The organism is Carboxylicivirga caseinilyticus (genome assembly GCF_050589785.1).
Classification (GTDB): Bacteria; Bacteroidota; Bacteroidia; order Bacteroidales; family Marinilabiliaceae; genus Carboxylicivirga; species Carboxylicivirga caseinilyticus.
Genome location: NZ_JBNGOX010000036.1, coordinates 1 through 19,456, shown reverse-complemented (window position 1 = coordinate 19,456; position 19,456 = coordinate 1). Strand labels below are relative to the sequence as shown.

Here is a 19,456-nt window from a genome sequence, read left to right as displayed (position 1 = left end):
GGAATCAAACAAAAAGTCAAATAGAGTAAAATAAAACACAACCAAAGGAATATAAATCACTATATACATGACAATTAAATACAATAACAATAAATAGTGTCGCATATAAAATGATTAATTACTTTTCGTTCACTTGACTTTTATTTTACAATTCTTTACCATATTTTTACAACTCTCATCGTAAAAGTTGTAAAGAATGAAAATTAGTCTTAGAAAAAGAAAGCTAAAGAATGGAAAAACTAGTTTATTCCTTGAATACTATAAGGGATACACAAAAGATGAAAACGGTAAAATCAAGCACAATAGGGAGTTCGAAAACCTTAACTTAACTATTTTTGACAAGCCAAAAACTCTGACCGAAAAACAGGATAACAAAGACACACTTACTTTAGCTGAGAAAATAAAGACTAAAAAACAGGCTGAATTTGATTCCGGGAAATATGGATTTCAAAGCAATTCAAAAATTAATGCCAATTTTATTGAATATTTCAAACAACTTACTGACGAACGCTTTGAAAGCAAAGGTAATCATGGTAATTGGGATAGCTGCTACAAACATTTAACAAATTACTTCGGCATTAAGCTTCTATTTAAAGATTTTACCGATGAAAAAATTAAGGCCTTTAAGGAATATCTGGATAAAGAAGCGATAACTCCTCAAGGCAAGAAATTATCTCCCAATACCAAATTATCCTATTTTGCAAAAGTTAAAGCTGCATTAAATCAAGCTTTTGAAGATCGAATTATCTATGACAATCCAGGAAAACGAGTAAAAGGTTTTCCTAAAGCAGAAGTTGAACGTCCCTATTTAACTCATAGTGAAGTTCAAAAATTGGCAAAAGCAGAATGTCGTATCCCAAGTATCAAAAAAGCTTTTTTATTTGCATGCCTAACCGGTTTAAGATATTCTGATATTGAAAAGCTAACCTGGAAGGAAGTTCGGGAGAATGAAGATGAATTAAGAATTGTTTTTACTCAAAAAAAAACTGATGGTTTAGAGTACCTATATATTAGCCAAAATGCTAGAGATTTACTTGGAGAAAGAGGAGCGCCAGAAGAAATAGTAATTCCAAACCTAAAATATACCGCCCAGACTACAAATATCTTAATGAAGTGGGCTTATAAAGCTGGCATTTACAAGGAGTTTACATTCCATTCGAGCCGGCATACAAATGCTGTACTTATGCTTGAAAACGGAGCGGACATTTATACTGTGTCAAAAAGACTTGGCCATAAAGAAATTAGGACAACTGAAATCTATGCCAAGATTGTTGATCAAAAGAACAAAGAAGCTGCCAATATTATTCCAACCATCACTCTTTAATAAATATGAAATCAATATATAGTAAACTCTTTACAAAGCCCAATATTGAAAATAATTTAAAAGTTCAGCATAACGTAAAAACATACAAAGAGTTTTTTTATCACCACAACACAAACCAAGATTACAATAGTCAACTTGAAATTAATACACTTTTAGCTCAACTTAGAGTTGAAATAGAGAATTTTGTATTGCATTACTGTGATTTATCCAAACACGAACCTATCTCTCCAATAAATTTAAATGAAACACAATTCGACATCCTTTTTAATGACTTCAAAAATAAAGTTCTTGCAAATTGTGAGAACAATAAACTATATCAATGGCTAAGTCTAAATATACAGTCACATTTCAGCACAACAATTGAAATATTAAAAAGACATGCTAAACGACAATTCATTAATCTTCTCTCTTCAAGTCATGTTTGGGTTGATACTTATAAAAGCGATGCTATTTTTAAGTATACTTTTATTGACATCCTCGAGAATAAAATTTGTAATAAGAAGGTGGAAAATTTTTCATTTAATTTCTGCAGTAACATACTAAAACATGCAAAATCAGATGATTTATTTCTTACGACCACTAATAATTACATCTCAATTGGTTACCAGACGATGTTTCAGTGTTTCGCCACAGATATACACTTATTACCATTTCCCACGCGCTTAAGTTGTATCAGAGAATTAGAAAAAAGAATTTCATCACAAAAGCACATTGATCTTATCAATGAAACAAAAGGTGCCTCTATTTATAAATTAGCTAGATTCTATCAGTTATTTTTAAGTGAACTCAAAAACCTACCTGCACCTTTAAAATTTACTTATAGAAGTAAAGGTGATTTATCTGTATTTAGAAAGATATGTAGTTATTTTAACCGAAGACATAAATTATTTAATTGTAGTGTAGATGATTTAATTGATCTAATATCCAGTGATTCTAAGTTGGGAACTACATTCTCTGTCTCAAAAGAAAAGGAAAGTACTTTTTTTCTTTTTATCCATATTTTATCAAAGGAATGCATAACTGGAAAAATTCACCCTGTTATTAGAGATCGCTTTGTTTTTGATGAAATCAATCCAAATTTATCAGACAATGGCTTAGCTGCTAAAAAGAAGAACAGGTTGAAAGTCTACTCTGACGATGAAATTGAACTTATACATAAACAAGCATTGTCATAGTACAAATAACTTTCCACTAATATCAAAACACTATATACTTGACAATCTAAACCTTACTAAACTTTTCATTGTCATACTTGCGATATGAACTTCTTTGATTTGATATGTTTTCGTTGGTTTGCAATGTTCATTAATAAATGATACTAGCGCTGGTATCCATGTATAATCATTAATTTAAATAACATGGATCATTACGAAAACATAAATGATCGATTAACTAAAATCGAAAAGCTATTACTATCGCAGAAAAAATCGATGTCCTTTAATGATGTTGTAGAATACACAGGATTCAAACCCTCTTACCTCTACAAGCTAACAAGCACATATTCAATTCCATACAGCAAACCAGGAGGAGGAAAATTATTCTTCGATAAAGATGAAATTGACAGATGGCTCCTGGAAACCAACCGAGTACGAACAGAGAGCGATCTTGATCAAGAAGCATCTGATTTCTTATTGCGTAATAGAAAGTAGCGCAACAAAAAAAGCGTTGCCTCCACACAACGCTAATCAATCTTTTTTAATCAATTATTTCACAAAAATATGGATATACATCCATATAATCAACCAAACTATGGAAGGTTGGATAAAATTACATCGAAATATCATGGAACACTGGCTATATATGTCAAATGAACCTTTTACGAGGCGAGATGCTTGGATACATCTCTTGTTAACAGTTAACCATCAGGACATAGAGGTACCTATAGGTGATAGTATATACGTTTGCAAAAGAGGCCAAAGTATCAGATCCCTAAAGACCTATTCTAAAGATTTTAATTGGTCAAAATCTAGAGTTAACCGTTTTTTCAAACTACTTGAACAGCAGAACATGATTGAAATAGAAGGACTACCCAAAACGACACGGATAACCATCTGTAATTATGACAGATACCAAGGAAACCGAAACACAGATGAAACGCCCATGATCGTAAAGCGAAACAACCGTGAAACGCTCGTGAAACCAAACAAGAATGAGAAGAATGAAAAAGAAGAAAATAATAGAGATACCAAATTTTTAAAACCCAATAAAAATGATGATGAATTCTATGTTGAACTCTAAATCGAATGATTGCATAAAAATCATTGAAGCGACAGGAAAAAAGAAAGTTGCTAGCTTCCATCTAAATGAAATTGATATAAAAGTTTATAGAATGGTTTATGCTTATCTTTTTCATTACTATGATTTCGAAAATTATCACCCCACTTACTCCTTAAGCAAAGGTTTATTAATTACTGGGAATATTGGTGTTGGTAAAAGTTATATGATGCAAATATTTCAAGAGATAGCACGTAAAATTAGTTCCTATAAGATCGTAAAACAATCGACGTTGCTGGTAAATTCTCTCAAATAGGTTTTGAAACCATTACAAATCATAGTGACAGATGCTTTGCAATCGAAAATGGCATTCCAAACCGAAATAAGCCATTTATAGTTTGTTATGATGACTTAAAGATCATAACCGGCAAAATTTTTATGAATCTCAACCATTGGAATATCTGATGAAATATCCTTGGTTTCAAATGCACTTTTTTGCTTTACAGCCTCACCAAATTGATTGTAATATATTATTTTAACAGGATGAATATAACCTTTATCGTCAGTTAAAGCATTGGATATCTCAAGGTTAGTTGCATTGCTTTTAAGCAATGATTGGGGTTCAATCAACGCAGTATTAAGTTTAAAGTTTTTATTAACGAATACTTCATCTAAAAACAGGAGTTGTTTTGATAATGATACTATCATTATTGACCTCTACAAAAACAACTTTTTGCAGCAATCCGAGAGTATCTATATCCAGCACTATAATATTACCTGGAACAATAGGTGAAGTATTATCATTTAAAACCACTTCTGTTCCAATCCCTTCATTATAGGAGTTAACGTGATATTCATAAGCAGAAATATCGAACCAGGCATCACTAATGCCGGTTTCATCAACTTGTTCCTCATTCAAATTAAATACATGACTCTTTGATGAGGCAATTGTATCATTTAACGGAAAGGTATAATAATTTGATTTAAATACGGAAACTCTTATACTATCCCCAATATTAAAATAACTTCGATCATTGCTTTTATCTGAATAAGATTTTGATAAATTATTAATCCAATTTGAAGTGCCTACCTTAGATAAATTAAAACTTTCATTATGCTCAGAGCCAAATACTCTAATCGCGATTGCATAATCATTGTTAAAAATTTTCACCACATATATTTTGTGATGGGGAATAGCTAATTCAAACACATTATTAACATTAGCTTTTCCGTTTTGTATAAATATCAGCTTACCTTCAATATCATAAACAGCAATTGTAAATTCATTTGTTGCTATCTGATTTTTTAACTTTAAAACCCCTGCTGTGTTACTAATTAACTGCCAATACTTATTATTATCTGATAATATGCTATTTATACCAATAAATTTATTTGTATTTAAGTCTATTACATATGTAGTTGTATTGGGTAGCTCACTATGTACGAAACTTAATTTAGTAGTTAAGTTTTCAATTAATATTGAATCTAAATTTTGTTTTTCTCCATCTATTTCGGCACTTATTGTATAAATAAACTCATTCTCTTGAGCGCATATAACCGACGTCAACAAGGATATTGTCAAAATAATAAAAACCAGTTTCATTGTGCAGAAATTCATTTAAAACATTTCGAAATCAATAGAATTTGATCACATATAGCATATCAAAGTCAGGCTCGACAATAGCGATGTGCAAATATCATACTATTATTATCTGATGTCAATCTATTTTATTGCTGTTAAATCCAATAGATTATAGAGCTTCTAGAACTCACGCATTATCACAAAGAAGAAATTGTTTAAGTAGGTTATACTAAAAACATGTTATACAATATTTAACAACCTTAGTACTTATTATGAATGATATAAAATGGCTGAAAGGTCAAATTTTGATTATACTCCCAGAAAAACATTGTGTCACAGAGCCATTCTTATCCTCCTATTTACCTCATAAATCCTAAAATCATCTGGATTTGCAAGTGCTTCTCTAGCATCAATACGATTGCGTTTATTGGCATACCATTTATTGTATCTTTCAATAGCACACATTTTACATCTACATCTTAATGAATGGTTTTTACTAAGAGCATTTGTCGAAGCATATTTCCAATCAAATAAATCTCAAAGCTTTTTACGTTTTTGAGCATGAAGTCTGTCTTTTAGTTTTCGCATATTAATTTGGTTTTTCTATTCTTTATTATCCAAATCCTGCCTTCTTAGCTCTTCATCAAATTCAGCTGCACTCTCCTCTTTATAACCGACAAAGGTCATTTCCCAAAGAATATGTACCAATGTATCTAGCTCTCCATAATACTTGAATGCTTCTTCTGAAACCTCCATCCCCAGCCATTCAGGCCATTGAGTAATCATCAATGAGTAAGTCATTTTATTTTCTTCTTCATCTTCAGGATTTGTTTTACATCCATTTACATGAGCATACTCCACTTCATCACAATCTTCCTTGATAGGAGTTACCAAAATTGTCATAATGGATTCCAGAGGAGCTAATGATTGTAATCTGGCGAATGCCTTTTTGAATCCCTCTAAATCCTTTTCCTGATCAGGATAAAGTTCTGGAAGGCGAACTTCCAGTTCCGACCACTGAAATTGTTTAATTAATTCAAATAGTTTCATTTCTTAGAATTTATTTAATAATCATGCAAATATCCCCCACTCAATTCTATTCAAGCAAAAATCTACTTGCTTTGTTCCTTCAACAGTACAAAGCATCTCGATAGGCTTAGGACCTCCTAACGCAATATTCTTACAAAATAGCCAATGTGAAAACTTGGATTTATCTCCAAAGGTTGATTTCCCTTTGTTTATCAAATTACAAATCACTACTGATCGATCTTTGCACTTGGCCGAAACCTTTTGCGGTTCTTTTAGATATCGATACAATGAAGAAGTGCTAATTTGTAAAATATTAGCATATTCTTTTCTGCATATTCCTAGAGAGAATGCTTCTTCTGATATTGATTTAAAATCTTTCATGACTATTACCATTCTTCATTTCCAACCGGACCTCCAAAATCAATTTCATCATGAAGGGTAGTCGGATCAATGTTATCTATCATTTTTTCTTGAGGAGTTTCACCGTCCAAAGCATCCAGATAAGCTTCTTTAAATGATTTTGTATCATAATCAGATTGCTCCGAAGTATAAAATTTATCGAATCTTGTATAATCAATCACTCCGGTATTTTCATCGACATAATAGTCAAAATAATAGCATGATACATATTCTACTTCAACGCTTCTAAAATTTCTTTGAACTACTTCATATATCTGGTTAACATCTTCTCCGTTGCGATTCTTAACCATTTTATGCGGAAGAGGAACAACTAAAACGCCCCGTTTCCTTTGAAGCATTGCTAACTTATCACCAACCTTAAGATCATATCTCTTAATTATTTCATCCGGTAGCGGTAAATAATTGTTGGCATTGTCATTTTTTTCAATTGTTATAATCATTGGTATTTGGATTAGATTAAGAATGAAGGGAGGCCGTTGCCTCCCGAAAAAACCAAAAAGTTGAAGACTTGGCCTTCATGAAATATCATAATTCTCAAAACCTAATAGCCATTTCGGTGATGGATGTTTTTCAATTCCCACATTTCCAATCTTTAAGACAGAATCAAAATAATACCTGGCAATCTCTGATTGAAAGGAATGATAGCGACGTGTATAATTATCCAGTATTTTGCCTTCTGCTTTAAATTTGTCTCCTAACATCTGGCAATTGTGAATAACAGAATTAGCTGCATAAACCCTATTATCAGTTTTTGCATAAAACTGAGTCGCATTTCTAACTGTTCTCCATATAATATTATAAACCTGGCCAACTGAATAGTCTTCCAATAGTTTACTAATTATCTGATTGACTATTTCACCCTGTCTAAGATGGAATCCACATTCCTCCATCTCATTAATCAACAATTCTTTGCATTCCCCAACTGCTATTTTCTTCCATAATTCAAACTGTTCCTGGATAGTTCCTTCAAGCCGTTTTTGTGGAAATAAAAGTTCCTGTGCAACATCTGTTGCTATTTCAATATCCATTAATTCCGGGGTACGATCTGTAAAACCAAGTCTTGACATTACTTCTCTGGTCATTTCAGGAAGTGGGTAAAACTTTACATTGTTTAAACGCCATCCCTGAATAGTTGATAAGTCCTCAGATAAGCTATTAGCAACAAGGCTTCCTAAGAAGACCTTACTTTCATAATCCAAAGATGAATAAGTTTGTCTTGTGATCGTGTAATTTTCATATGGATCTAGTTCGGTAGTATTCTCATCAAAATAGAATCCAAATGAATTCCAAGCATTAGATCGCCATAATTTTTCTTTCTCATTTTTTACCGGATCAAAATCAGAATACAGATAATTTTTACATTCCGGACAATAAGGAATTGAATACTTATTACGTGCCAAATGATCCTTCCATGAAACGGTCAGGCAATCAGGACAGATAAAATCGTGGCAAATGATTGGTGAAAGATGAGTTCGAAATGTATTTACACTGATTGGTTTGAGCTCAAACTTTTTAATGAGATCCAATATCTTGATCTCTTGACCATCATAAAGAGTTAGAATCTCATCAAGTGTATCCTTGCTTAATCCATCAAAGTAGTCAGAAATACTTGGTTGAATAATTTTGAAATCTTCCATAGGCCTGTTCCTTTGTGACAGCCCTATAAAAAGGTGGGCATGCCCTTTGCTATATTTAGCCTCAGAAGGTACCGCCAAGCACCAGAGTACACTAAACAAGCGAAAGGAACACACCCATATAGGATGCGTTCACTTCCTGACTTCTCGTACTCTTCTAAATTGGCGGTTTTTCTGAGGAGAAGCGTCAGTAACGCAATAATGTTTTCTAATATGTCCAGTCAAAATTAATAAAAGCTAATGAGCAAATGATTATTTTAGGGCATTAGTTTTTAAACGATTTATTTCTTCCCTTATGAAAGTGCAATATTGTTCTGATTTACATTTAGAATTTGCTCAAAACAGTTTATTTCTGCATAAGAATCCCATAAAACCGGTTGGTGATATATTGATTCTGGCCGGGGATATTACTTATTGGGGGAAGAAACACTTTACACATTGGTTCTTCGATTATGTATCCGATCATTTTAAGAAGGTGTACTATATACCGGGTAACCATGAGTTTTATACAGGAAAGGATTTAAGAATATTAGACAAACCATTTTACGAAGGCATAAGGGAGAATGTATATCTTGTAAATAGCAAGGTAATAACAGTTGATGATGTTGATTTCTTCTTTACTGTACTTTGGTCGCATATACCTGAGTCGAAATCCTTATTTGTAGAACATGGAGTTGGTGATTTTCATCAAATCAAGTATAAAGGCAAAAGGCTTGATTATAAGATATTCAATCAACATCATGAAAAGAGTCTGGAATTTTTAAAGATATCAATTCCAGAATCAACAGCGAAAAAGAAGGTAGTTGCCACACATCATATTCCAACACAAATATGTAATCCAGAGTGTTATCGTAATTCCAATATCAATCCTGCATTTGTTTCTGAGCAATATTCATTAATACATGATTGGAAAATTGATTACTGGATCTATGTTCATCACCACGCCAATATGCCAGAAACCAATATTAATGGAACTAAGCTTGTTACAAATCAATTAGGATATGTGGATTTAGGTGAACATCATAGTTACAGGCATGCTGCTTGGTTTGATATTCAATAAAAGTTAAAAGAATAATAAGTTTCTAACTTAGCCAAAAAGACGAACATATACTTTCGCAGATAAGATTGTGAACTAATACTTTATTTAAATGACAGCTTGCAAAAAACTAACTATTATCCAAGAAGAAGTTCGATTAAAAGAATTCTTAAAATCGAGTAATGTAACAAAACAGAGTATTATGAATGCTTTTGATACTGCTGAGGAACAGGTTTTGGAACAGCTTTTAATGCAATTATTAAACAGGAAGCCATCAAAAGAAGATTATGAAATGTTATCATTTGAAGAATACAAGAATGAAGATGAAACTGGGAAATTTATTTTCTTCTGTGAAGTCAAAATTGGAAAGCTTTTAATGGGTGGTACGATGGATTATCTTGAGTGTTTGTTGTCCGGAGAAGGTATAATTGTTAGTTTTTATCCTGTGGAAATCGACGAATAGTAATGTTGTCTTGCCATCTAAGTTTTACTCCTAACTCCACTTACTAATTAGGAATGATTGATAAATAAAGTTGGTCAGGGGATTAGTCCTTTAAAAACAATCAAATCTTACAACCAAATCTCTATCTATTTTTTCTACTAGCGATACTTAGTCGAAGTCTTCAATATCAATTCAGCTTGTTTATTGGAGCAACATTATATAACTCACTATCTGAGTGTATATTATATTTTTTGAACTTCACCATACTTAATTATCTCAATCTACTCAAAATAAAACTAAGCTTGTTACCAATCAACTGGATTTTCAATTGAGCTAAACACCTAAACAATTATCTAAAAGAAAACTCCTTAATTTCATATAAGTTTTATAAATTAGCTTCTTGGTTAAAAAAATGCACATAATTTGCGTATTATGACACAAAGAAAGCAAATAAATAGGTTGAAAATTGTTCTTGCAGAGCAGAATAGAACAAACAAATGGTTGGCTGAACAATTGGGCAAAAGCCTTACTACTGTATCGCGTTGGTGTACCAATGAAACACAGCCGGGTATTGAAACCATGATTGAAATTGCAGAGAAATTGAATGTTGATGCCAGGGAACTGATAGTATCAACCAAACAGGATAAATAACAGGAAATAAACAATGCCAACATTAAATTGGATAGGAAAAGATAAGGTGATAAACCACCACATGGATGTTCCTTACAGAATATTAGAACACTCCTATGGTTTCGACAATGGAAAACAAACCAAAAAAGAAACCAATAGCGGTAATAAAATAATTCATGGAGATAATCTTGAAGCACTAAAAGCTCTTTTGCCTGAATATGAGGGAAAGGTTAAGTGTATTTACATTGACCCTCCATATAATACAGGTAAGGATGAATGGAAATATAGTGATAAAGTTGACCATCCAAAAATAAAGGAATGGCTAAATAAAGTAGTTGGAAAGGAAGGAGAAGACTTATCTCGTCATGATAAGTGGTTATGCATGATGTTTCCAAGGATTAAATTGCTTTACAAGCTACTAGATAAAGATGGAATCATATTTATATCAATAGATAATAATGAGTTGTATAACTTAAAGTTAGTATTGGATGAAATATTTGGAGCTTCAAATTTTGTAGGAAATATTATTTGGAAAAATGCCACAGATAATAATCCAACACAGATTGCAGATGAACATGAATACCTACTTTGTTATTCAAAAAGTAAGAAATGGATTGAATCTGAGTGGAAGTCTCCAAATTTAGATGTTAAAGATAAGTTATTGGAGGTAGGACAAGATTTCATCAATAAATTTCCAAATGATATTGAGACTCTTCAGAAGGAATACACGAAATGGTTTTCAAAAAACAAAGCATATTTATGGCCTTTTGATAGATATAAGTACATTGATTATGGAGGAATTTATACTGGTAGTCAAAGTGTTCATAACCCGGGAAAGGAAGGTTACAGATATGATATAATTCATCCTATCACAAAAAAACCTTGTAAAGAACCTTTAATGGGGTATCGTTTCCCAGAAGATACAATGACTAATTTGCTTGATTCCAAAAAAATCCTTTTTGGTGACGATGAATCAAAAATTATAGAATTAAAGCTATATGCACATGAATATAGGGCAAAACTTCCAAGTGTCATTGAATTAGATGGTAGAAAAGGTGCTTATACATTGAAGGATATTTTTACTCAAGCTAAAACACCTTTTAAAAATCCAAAAACAACAGAACTTTTAGAAGAGATATTATCCTTTGTTACAAAGGATAACGATATTATACTTGATTCATTTGCTGGTTCAGGAACCTCTGCCCACGCCATACTAAACTTGAACAAGCAAGATAGCTGTAATAGAAAGTACATTTTAATAGAAATGGAAAATTATGCTGATTCTTTAACTGCACAAAGGATTAAGAATGTTACAACGGGGTATGGAAAAGGAAATAAAAAAGTTGATGGAATAGAAAACAGCTTCGACTTCTACGAATTAGGCAAACCTTTATTCCTAGATAATGAAATGCTAAACGAAGAAGTTGGTTTAGATAAAATCCGTGAGTATGTATGGTTTTCCGAAACTCGTAAACCCTACGAGAAAGTGAACGAAAAGGAGGAACACTTATTAGGAGTGGCTAATTCATCGGCTTTCTACTTTTATTATTACAAAGATGAGCTAACAACTTTAGATGATAGCTTTTTGCGTAAACTAAAAACTAAGGCAGAGCAATATATTATTTATGCAGACAATTGTGTTTTAGACAATAGTTTAATGCAGAAATACCATATAACATTTAAGAAAATCCCAAGGGATATAACACGATTTTAACCTGATTACTATGATAGAATATATAGAAATACAAGGCTTTAAATCTGTAAAAAACATGCAGTTGGAACTAAAACCCATCAATGTTTTTATAGGTAGCAATGGTGCAGGTAAAAGTAACTTTGTGTCTTTCTTTAAAATGGTTCATGCTATTTTCAATCAGCATCTACAACGATATGTAATTGAAGAAAAAGCAGACAACATCCTCCATTTTGGTAGAAAGATGACTGAAACCATGTACGGTAAAATGATATTTACCGAAGATGCACAAAATAACAATGCCTATTGGTTTAACCTGGCTCAAACCAAAGAGGGAGGCTTGTTTATAAAAGAAGAAGGTTCCGGTTACAATGTTAACCGTGATAACGATTATCAAAACTATTTTACAGAATCAAATGTCGAAGAAACATCAGTTACTCGTGATGGTTCTTATAGAAATAATTATCTGAAAAGATACTTATCAAACATTCAGATATATCACTTTCACGATACTTCGGCAACCTCAATGCTTCGCCGTGAATGCGATATAAACGATAATGATTACTTAAAAACAGATGGAAGAAACCTTCCTGCCTTTTTGTATTATTTACAGGAAGAACATCCGAAATTATACAAGCGCATAGAAAAAACTATAAAATCAATAGCACCGTATATTGATAAGTTTATACTTCAACCCAAAAAGTTGAATAAAGATGAAATTGAATTAAGATGGGTAGAAAAGGGCGACCCAAATTCAAATTTTAATGCTTACCAGTTTTCGGATGGAACATTACGTTTTATTGCTTTAGCTACTGTGCTTATGCAACCTGAACCGCCAAAAGTAATTGTGATTGATGAGCCGGAATTAGGTTTGCATCCACAAGCTATTCAAAAGCTGGCTGCTTTAATTGATGCAGCGTCAGAAAAAACTCAATTGATTTTATCTACCCAATCCGTGAATTTGGTTAACTGCTTTCATCCGGAGGATATAGTTACCGTTGACAGAAGTGTTGAAGAAAACCAATCGGTTTTTAATCGCTTAAATTCAACCGACCTACAACTGTGGCTTAATGACCATACATTAGGGGAACTTTGGGAACGTAACATTATTAACTCAGCTCAACCTTTTGCCAAATGACAAGAATAACGATAATAGGTGAAGGGCAAACAGAGCAAGCCTTTTGCAACGATGTATTAAGTCCGCTTTTAATTGAGAAAAACATATACCCTCATAATGCAATAATTACCAAATCAGGTGGCGGTATAGTATCATGGGCTGCATTAAAAAAAGAGATTAGTAATTATTTAAAGCACGACCCTAATTTAATTGTCACCACACTCATTGATTATTATGGATTGAAAAAAGAACATGGTTTTCCGAAATGGGATGAAGCACATACCAAAGTTGACAGGGCTGAACGCATGAGCAATTTAGAACAAGGTATGTTGGAAGATATTGAAGAAAACCTCAGAAACAGGTTCATTCCTTATATTCAACTACATGAGTTTGAAGGTTTGCTTTTTAGCAAAATTGAAGCTTTTGATGAGTGCTTTGAAGAAAATGAGTTCAACGACTACAATTATTTAGTGGAAACAACCAATACAGACAATCCTGAAAATATAAATGATGGAGCTACAACAGCACCATCAAAAAGGCTAAAACGGATTATAAAAGGCTATAAAAAACCTTTATATGGCTCAATGATAGCAGAAGAAATTGGTTTGAGAACCATTAGGGATAAATGCCCTCGCTTTAATAAATGGATTGAAAAATTATTGGCATTAGAAGAATAACGATTTAACGATTTTTAAAAGTGGAATTAAAACCATATCAACAGCAAGTAATAAACGACCTCGATAAGTTTCTTGAATATGTTAATACTTATCAGGATTCAGCTAAAGCTTTTAATCAGTTTTGGGAAGATAAAGTTGGTAAATACCAGGTTAAGCTCGATGGTTCGTTTTCAGGAATGAAACCATACAAAAACAATATTCCGGGAGCTACTCACATAGCTGTAAAAGTGCCTACTGCCGGAGGGAAAACTTTTATTGCCTGTAACGCATTGTCTTCTATTTTTAAATCGTTCGATGCCTCAAAGCCTAAAGCGGTTGTTTGGTTAGTTCCCTGGTCGAACCTGTTACAACAAACCGTTGGTCATTTATCGAACCCTACTCATCCATACAGAGAAAAGCTAAACGCTTTATTTGGAAACCGTGTAGAGGTATTGGAAAAAGAGCAATTGCTTCAAGGTGCTGGATTCAACCCTACTTCGGTTCAGGAACAACTAAATATTTTCGTTTTCAACTTTAGTAGTATCCGTATTAATTCAAGAAAGAAGGACGACCGTAAAGTTTATGAGCAAAACGGAGCTTTAGAGCAATTCCGTGGCTTTGTAGATAATGACCTGGTTATTGAAGATACGGATGAAACAGCACTTATAAATGTAATCCGTTCCTTAAATCCGGTGGTAGTGGTTGATGAAAGCCATAATGCCGAAAGTGATTTAAGTGTTGAAATGCTAAACAACCTGAATCCTTCGTTTGTATTGGATTTAACAGCTACGCCAAAAGAGAACAGCAATATCATAAGCTTTGTAAATGCTATGGCTCTTAAAAAAGAACACATGGTAAAGCTGCCTGTTATTGTTTACAATCATCATAAAAAAGAAGAAGTAATCACAAGTGCTTTACACCTCCAAAGGCAATTGGAATTGCTTGCTTTAGAGGAAGAAAAAGTAACAGGTAAATACATCAGACCTATCATACTTTTTCAGGCACAATCGAACATTAAAGGCAAAGACAATACCACCTATATTCATATTAAAGAGCAACTCACCAAACTGAAAATACCCGAAGAACAAATTAAGATTAAGGTTAGTGGTTTAGATGAGTTAAAAGGTATTGACTTAATGGCAAAAGACTGTGAAGTCAGATACATCATTACCGTTAATGCTTTAAAAGAAGGTTGGGATTGCCCCAATGCCTATATTTTGGCATCATTAGCCGATAAATCATCAGCTGTAGATGTGGAGCAGATATTAGGCAGGGTTTTACGTCAACCTTATGTCACCAAGCATCAAACACCACTTCTTAACCTGTCTTTCGTACTATCGGCAAGCTCAAAGTTCCAAGACACTTTGGATAATATTGTTAAAGCGTTGCAAGAATCCGGCTTTAGTAAGGATGATTATTATGCCGAAGAACAACCGGAAGCAGAATTATCGGACAATGAAGTGTTGCAAAACGAATTATTCGGAGAATCAGAACCAAAACAGACCGATGACGAGACACCGAGAGCTGTTGACGAAATTGAGGTTGATGAGATTGACTTTAATCCCGAAACAGAATTAACGCCTGACCAAATTGGTAACACCAACGATATTGTAAAGCAAATCACTCAAAAAGGAGAAAGTGAAGGAAAATCCTTTGAGCAAAAAGCCGAATCATATACCGAAGATAATACCGACTATTTATTACGAGAAATGGGTAAAGAACCGAAAAAATATAAGATTGAGGAACCTTTTGTTGATGTAGTAACCGATATTGAGATACCACAATTCTATCGCAAAGTTCCAAACGATGAGCTTCACGATACAATTATATTTGAAGAGCTTACACAAAAAGAGCAACTATTAAATCGGAATAGTCTTTTAAAAGGATTTAAGCTTGCTTCAAAAAGTACCGAGATTAATTTTGATGATACGGCTACTGAAGTTTTTCAGGTTGATTACAATGAAACAAAGCATACTGCTACCATGCAGAAACTTTCAACCAGGGCAAAATCAATCTTGGTAGATACCATCCTGGCCAAACCGAAAGAAACACAGATAAAAGAGATTACTTCCCTTATTGTGCGAAAGCTGGGCGACATGACCCCCATCTCACATGAAGATATTACTAAGTATGTTTCTCGTGTTTTTGAGGATTTGAACAACGACCAGATTAGAGATATAATCAATAATGAGTTCTTGTATATCCGAAAAATAAAGGATAAAGTTAAGGAATTGGAAAACGACTATGCCAAAGAGCAATTTCAGTTATTGCTTGACACCAATAATATAATGGTTAAGCCTAGTTTTAAATTTCCTCCGGAATTAACACATATTAACCTGTGTAGCCCAATCAATAAATCATTATACGAGCGAGAAGCATCGGTTAATAATTTTGAGCAAAAGGTAATTATGGATATTGCCTCTTTGGAGAATGTGTTATTCTGGCACCGAAACCTTGAAAAAGGAAAAGGATTTGCCCTGAACGGTTTTAAAAACGACCACTACCCTGATTTCATTATCTATACACAAAACGGCAACCTAATTCTTATTGAAACCAAAGGTGACCATTTAGATAACGATGACAGCAGAGCCAAAAACTTGTTGGGTAAGAAATGGGCTGAAAAATCCGGTGACAATTACAAATACTTCATGGTATTTGAAACGAAGGACGTGCCAGATACTTATACAGCACAAAGTATAATTGATGTAGTTAGAATGTTGTAAATAAAAATAAGTTAAACCAAACTAACCTGACAAATGAGCAACATCAGTAAAGTTAATATTGAGAACTTTAAGTTATTTGATGGTAGGTTCTCTTTAGTATTAAATCCTGAATTAAACATTATTGTTGGTAATAATGAAACGGGTAAATCAACCATATTAGAGGCTATTAATTTAGCCTTGTCAGGTATAATTAATGGAAAATTTATTAAAGGTGAACTATCTCAATATTTATTTAATAATCAAGTAGAAAAACGATATATTGATAGTTTATCATCTTCCAATCCAATATCTCCTCCATCAATATTGATTGAAGTTTTCTTGGAAAGTGGTGATTATGCATATTTAGAAGGAACCAATAATAGCGAAAGAAAAAATTCTGCCGGTGTCAGTTTAAAAATAGAGTTTGATAATGAATATCAAGGTGAATATCAGGAATTGATAAAGCATGAGGTATTGACCATTCCAATTGAATACTACAAAATAACCTGGCAGTCATTTGCAAGACAAACAATTACTTCAAAGTCAATTCCTTTTAAATCTATTTTAATTGACTCATCTTCTTCAAGGTATAATAATGGTTCTGACATCTATATTTCGAGAATAATTAAAAGTGATCTCGGAGAAAAAGAGAAAGTTGATATTTCTCAGGCTTATAGAAAGCTAAAAGAATCGTTCATGACAGACAAGGCGGTCTTGAAAATCAATGAGCGTATAACTGAAAGTGCTCAAATAAGTGAAAAATCTGTTGAAATATCTGTAGACCTCGCCACTAAAGATGCTTGGGAAAATGGGCTAACAACATATGTAAACGAGGTGCCTTTCATTCATATTGGAAAAGGAGAACAATGTCTTGTCAAGACTAATCTTGCTTTAGCAAAAAACAGTTCAAAAAATGCTGGCTGTATACTTATAGAAGAACCTGAAAACCATTTATCTCATTCAAAATTAAATCAAACTATAAAGAGCCTTGTAAATAACGTAAATGACAAGCAAATTATAATTACAACTCATAGTAGTTATGTAGCTAACAAACTAGGAATTGATAATTTGATTTTATTAAACGAACAACAAGTCACAAGATTTTCTGATTTAGACAGTTCTACAGAAGATTATTTTAAAAAGCTTCCTGGTTTTGATACACTTCGGTTGATTCTAAGTAATAAGGCAATCTTGGTTGAAGGACCATCTGACGAACTCATAGTTCAAAAGGCATATATGGACATTTATAATGGAGTATTACCAATCGAAAATGGTATCGATGTAATCTCAACAGGCCTATCTTTTAAGAGGCTATTAGAATTAGCTAAAAAACTGAATAAGAAAGTAGCAGTCATTACAGATAATGATACTAATTACCAGTTATATATAGTTAAAAAATACGAAGATTACTGGAACTGTAATCATATTGGAATATTTGCTGATAAAAGGGAAGGTTTAAACACTCTTGAGCCTCAATTTGCTGATGCAAACAGAGATAACTTCCCTACATTATGTGATGTTATCGGAATTGATTTTAGTAGGTACAACGGAATGATACCAATCTCTAATTACATGAAGCATCATAAAACAGATTGGGCTTTAAAAGTTTTTGAATCTAAAGTTAAACTTCAATATCCTGAATACATTCTTAACGCAATTGACTGGATAAATGAATAAATTAATAATAGCAGCTGCAGGTTCAGGAAAAACAACTCATATTGTTAATGACGCAATTAATAACAGTGAGGAAAAAATCCTCATTACAACATATACAGAACAAAATGAGGTGGAGATAAAAAATAAAATAATTGAACTACAGAAATGTATCCCAAATAACATTGTTGTACAAACTTGGTTTTCATTTCTACTTCAGCATGGAGTTGAACCATATCAAGGAGAATTAAACGAAATCCTTTATGATTATGATATTAATGGCATGTTATTAGTTAATCAAAGATCTGGCTTTAAATGTAGAACGCCACAAGGACCTATCTATTATAGTGAAACTAAAGATTTTGAAAGACATTACTTTACAATAGGACAAAAAATCTATTCTGATAAAATAGCTAAGTTTGTTTATAATTGTAATAAAGCATCGGATGGTGCAGTAATTGACAGATTAGAAAAGGTTTTTAATAAGATATACATTGACGAAGTACAGGATTTAGCTGGTTATGATTTAGAAGTCATTAAGCTACTTCTTAAATCAAAATCAAAAGTAACAATGGTTGGAGATCCTCGCCAAGTAACATATCTCACACATAATGAGGCAAAGAATGGGAACTACAAAGATGGCCGTATAAAGTATTTTCTACTTGAAAAATGTAAGACTTTAATCAATGGCAATATTGATGAAACCAGTCTAAATGTTTCGCATAGAAACAACAAGGAAATATGTAATTTCTCTTCGAAGCTCTATCCTGAATTTCCAACAGTACCTGCTTGTGAATGTGATGAATGTAGAAGTAATCCATCTAATCATGAAGGGGTGTTCTTTATTGAAAAAACAGAAGTAGACGAATATCTTAAGACTCATAACCCTGTCCAATTAAGATGGAGTAGTACAACAAAAATTAACCAATCATACAAAGCACTAAATTTTGGTGAGTCAAAAGGAAAGACCTTCGAACGAATACTCATCTACCCAACGGTTGATATGAGTAAATGGATTAAGGATAATACTCACAAACTAAAAAATGAAACGAGGGCAAAACTATATGTAGCTATAACAAGAGCTAGAAGAAGTGTGGGTATTATTATTTAATGAAAGAATAATAATTTAAACAATTCTGTCCTAATTAATATCACCTGTTAAATTTATGTCAGTATTATAGTCTTTTTAAGGGTTAAATAACCGGCCAAATTAACACCGATATAAAATCATTGTAAGCATCCGGTAAAGTCCATGTTGGTTTGATGAAAACCAGCAAAACTTTCAAATTAATTTGAAAACATTCGGAGTAATTTGAAAGTCCTTTGA

The 19,456-nt window shown here is 32.7% G+C and carries 20 protein-coding genes; 14 read left to right on the top strand and 6 right to left on the bottom strand.

Annotated features, from left to right (window positions below; genetic code table 11):
- The first annotated feature begins 196 nt into the window (after positions 1-196).
- The 5 genes from ACRD62_RS16610 (at position 197) to ACRD62_RS16590 (ending at position 3,854) form a co-directional block, all read left to right on the top strand.
- Positions 197-1,324 (top strand): tyrosine-type recombinase/integrase, encoded by a 1,128-nt coding sequence (locus tag ACRD62_RS16610; protein ID WP_430821244.1) that lies wholly within the window; start codon positions 197-199, stop codon positions 1,322-1,324.
- Between the two features lie 5 nt (positions 1,325-1,329).
- On the top strand, positions 1,330-2,499 hold the full coding sequence (locus ACRD62_RS16605) for a hypothetical protein (protein ID WP_430821243.1): 1,170 nt from the start codon (positions 1,330-1,332) through the stop codon (positions 2,497-2,499).
- A 183-nt stretch (positions 2,500-2,682) separates the two neighbouring features.
- Entirely contained in the window at positions 2,683-2,973 is a 291-nt protein-coding gene (locus tag ACRD62_RS16600; protein ID WP_430821242.1) for a helix-turn-helix transcriptional regulator, read from the top strand.
- Between the two features lie 358 nt (positions 2,974-3,331).
- Positions 3,332-3,562, top strand: coding sequence for a hypothetical protein (locus ACRD62_RS16595; protein ID WP_430821241.1), 231 nt, complete (start codon positions 3,332-3,334; stop codon positions 3,560-3,562).
- Positions 3,534-3,854, top strand: coding sequence for a hypothetical protein (locus tag ACRD62_RS16590; protein ID WP_430821240.1), 321 nt, complete (start codon positions 3,534-3,536; stop codon positions 3,852-3,854). Before ACRD62_RS16595 ends, ACRD62_RS16590 begins: the two co-directional genes overlap by 29 nt.
- Positions 3,855-3,949: 95 nt before the next feature.
- On the opposite strand, the gene ACRD62_RS16585 is transcribed toward ACRD62_RS16590, so the two are convergent.
- The 6 genes from ACRD62_RS16585 to ACRD62_RS16560 all read right to left on the bottom strand — a co-directional run bounded on the left by ACRD62_RS16585 (position 3,950) and on the right by ACRD62_RS16560 (position 8,206).
- Positions 3,950-4,246 carry a hypothetical protein gene (locus tag ACRD62_RS16585; protein WP_430821238.1) on the bottom strand — a complete coding sequence of 99 codons (297 nt, stop codon included), beginning with the start codon at positions 4,244-4,246 and terminating at the stop codon, positions 3,950-3,952.
- The gene (locus tag ACRD62_RS16580) at positions 4,206-5,141 is read right to left on the bottom strand and encodes a hypothetical protein (protein ID WP_430821237.1); all 936 of its coding nucleotides are present in this window, start codon (positions 5,139-5,141) and stop codon (positions 4,206-4,208) included. The genes ACRD62_RS16585 and ACRD62_RS16580 overlap by 41 nt, the downstream gene beginning before the upstream one ends.
- Before the next feature lie 582 nt (positions 5,142-5,723).
- On the bottom strand, positions 5,724-6,170 hold the full coding sequence (locus ACRD62_RS16575) for a DUF6557 family protein (RefSeq protein WP_430821236.1): 447 nt from the start codon (positions 6,168-6,170) through the stop codon (positions 5,724-5,726).
- A 21-nt stretch (positions 6,171-6,191) separates the two neighbouring features.
- On the bottom strand, positions 6,192-6,530 hold the full coding sequence (locus tag ACRD62_RS16570) for an Xre family toxin-antitoxin system antitoxin (RefSeq protein ID WP_430821235.1): 339 nt from the start codon (positions 6,528-6,530) through the stop codon (positions 6,192-6,194).
- Between the two features lie 5 nt (positions 6,531-6,535).
- Positions 6,536-7,009, bottom strand: a complete 474-nt coding sequence (locus tag ACRD62_RS16565) for an AbrB/MazE/SpoVT family DNA-binding domain-containing protein (protein ID WP_430821234.1) — start codon at positions 7,007-7,009, stop codon at positions 6,536-6,538.
- A 75-nt stretch (positions 7,010-7,084) separates the two neighbouring features.
- Positions 7,085-8,206: a hypothetical protein gene (locus ACRD62_RS16560; RefSeq protein ID WP_430821233.1), complete on the bottom strand. Its 1,122-nt coding sequence runs from the start codon at positions 8,204-8,206 to the stop codon at positions 7,085-7,087.
- Between the two features lie 292 nt (positions 8,207-8,498).
- On the opposite strand from ACRD62_RS16560, the gene ACRD62_RS16555 reads away from it, so the two are divergent.
- The 9 genes from ACRD62_RS16555 (at position 8,499) to ACRD62_RS16515 (ending at position 19,240) form a co-directional block, all read left to right on the top strand.
- Positions 8,499-9,263, top strand: coding sequence for a metallophosphoesterase (locus tag ACRD62_RS16555; RefSeq protein WP_430821232.1), 765 nt, complete (start codon positions 8,499-8,501; stop codon positions 9,261-9,263).
- An 88-nt stretch (positions 9,264-9,351) separates the two neighbouring features.
- Positions 9,352-9,702 (top strand): hypothetical protein, encoded by a 351-nt coding sequence (locus tag ACRD62_RS16550; RefSeq protein WP_430821231.1) that lies wholly within the window; start codon positions 9,352-9,354, stop codon positions 9,700-9,702.
- Positions 9,703-10,113: 411 nt separating this feature from the next.
- Entirely contained in the window at positions 10,114-10,332 is a 219-nt protein-coding gene (locus ACRD62_RS16545; RefSeq protein ID WP_430821230.1) for a helix-turn-helix transcriptional regulator, read from the top strand.
- A 13-nt stretch (positions 10,333-10,345) separates the two neighbouring features.
- On the top strand, positions 10,346-12,025 hold the full coding sequence (locus ACRD62_RS16540; protein WP_430821229.1) for a site-specific DNA-methyltransferase: 1,680 nt from the start codon (positions 10,346-10,348) through the stop codon (positions 12,023-12,025).
- A 10-nt stretch (positions 12,026-12,035) separates the two neighbouring features.
- Positions 12,036-13,139, top strand: a complete 1,104-nt coding sequence (locus ACRD62_RS16535) for an AAA family ATPase (RefSeq protein ID WP_430821228.1) — start codon at positions 12,036-12,038, stop codon at positions 13,137-13,139.
- Positions 13,136-13,795 carry a DUF4276 family protein gene (locus tag ACRD62_RS16530; RefSeq protein WP_430821227.1) on the top strand — a complete coding sequence of 220 codons (660 nt, stop codon included), beginning with the start codon at positions 13,136-13,138 and terminating at the stop codon, positions 13,793-13,795. The genes ACRD62_RS16535 and ACRD62_RS16530 overlap by 4 nt, the downstream gene beginning before the upstream one ends.
- A gap of 20 nt (positions 13,796-13,815) precedes the next feature.
- The gene (locus ACRD62_RS16525) at positions 13,816-16,497 is read left to right on the top strand and encodes a DEAD/DEAH box helicase (protein WP_430821226.1); all 2,682 of its coding nucleotides are present in this window, start codon (positions 13,816-13,818) and stop codon (positions 16,495-16,497) included.
- Between the two features lie 33 nt (positions 16,498-16,530).
- Positions 16,531-18,153 carry an ATP-dependent nuclease gene (locus ACRD62_RS16520; protein WP_430821225.1) on the top strand — a complete coding sequence of 541 codons (1,623 nt, stop codon included), beginning with the start codon at positions 16,531-16,533 and terminating at the stop codon, positions 18,151-18,153.
- Positions 18,146-19,240 (top strand): UvrD-helicase domain-containing protein, encoded by a 1,095-nt coding sequence (locus tag ACRD62_RS16515; protein ID WP_430821224.1) that lies wholly within the window; start codon positions 18,146-18,148, stop codon positions 19,238-19,240. Before ACRD62_RS16520 ends, ACRD62_RS16515 begins: the two co-directional genes overlap by 8 nt.
- The last annotated feature ends 216 nt before the right edge of the window (positions 19,241-19,456 follow it).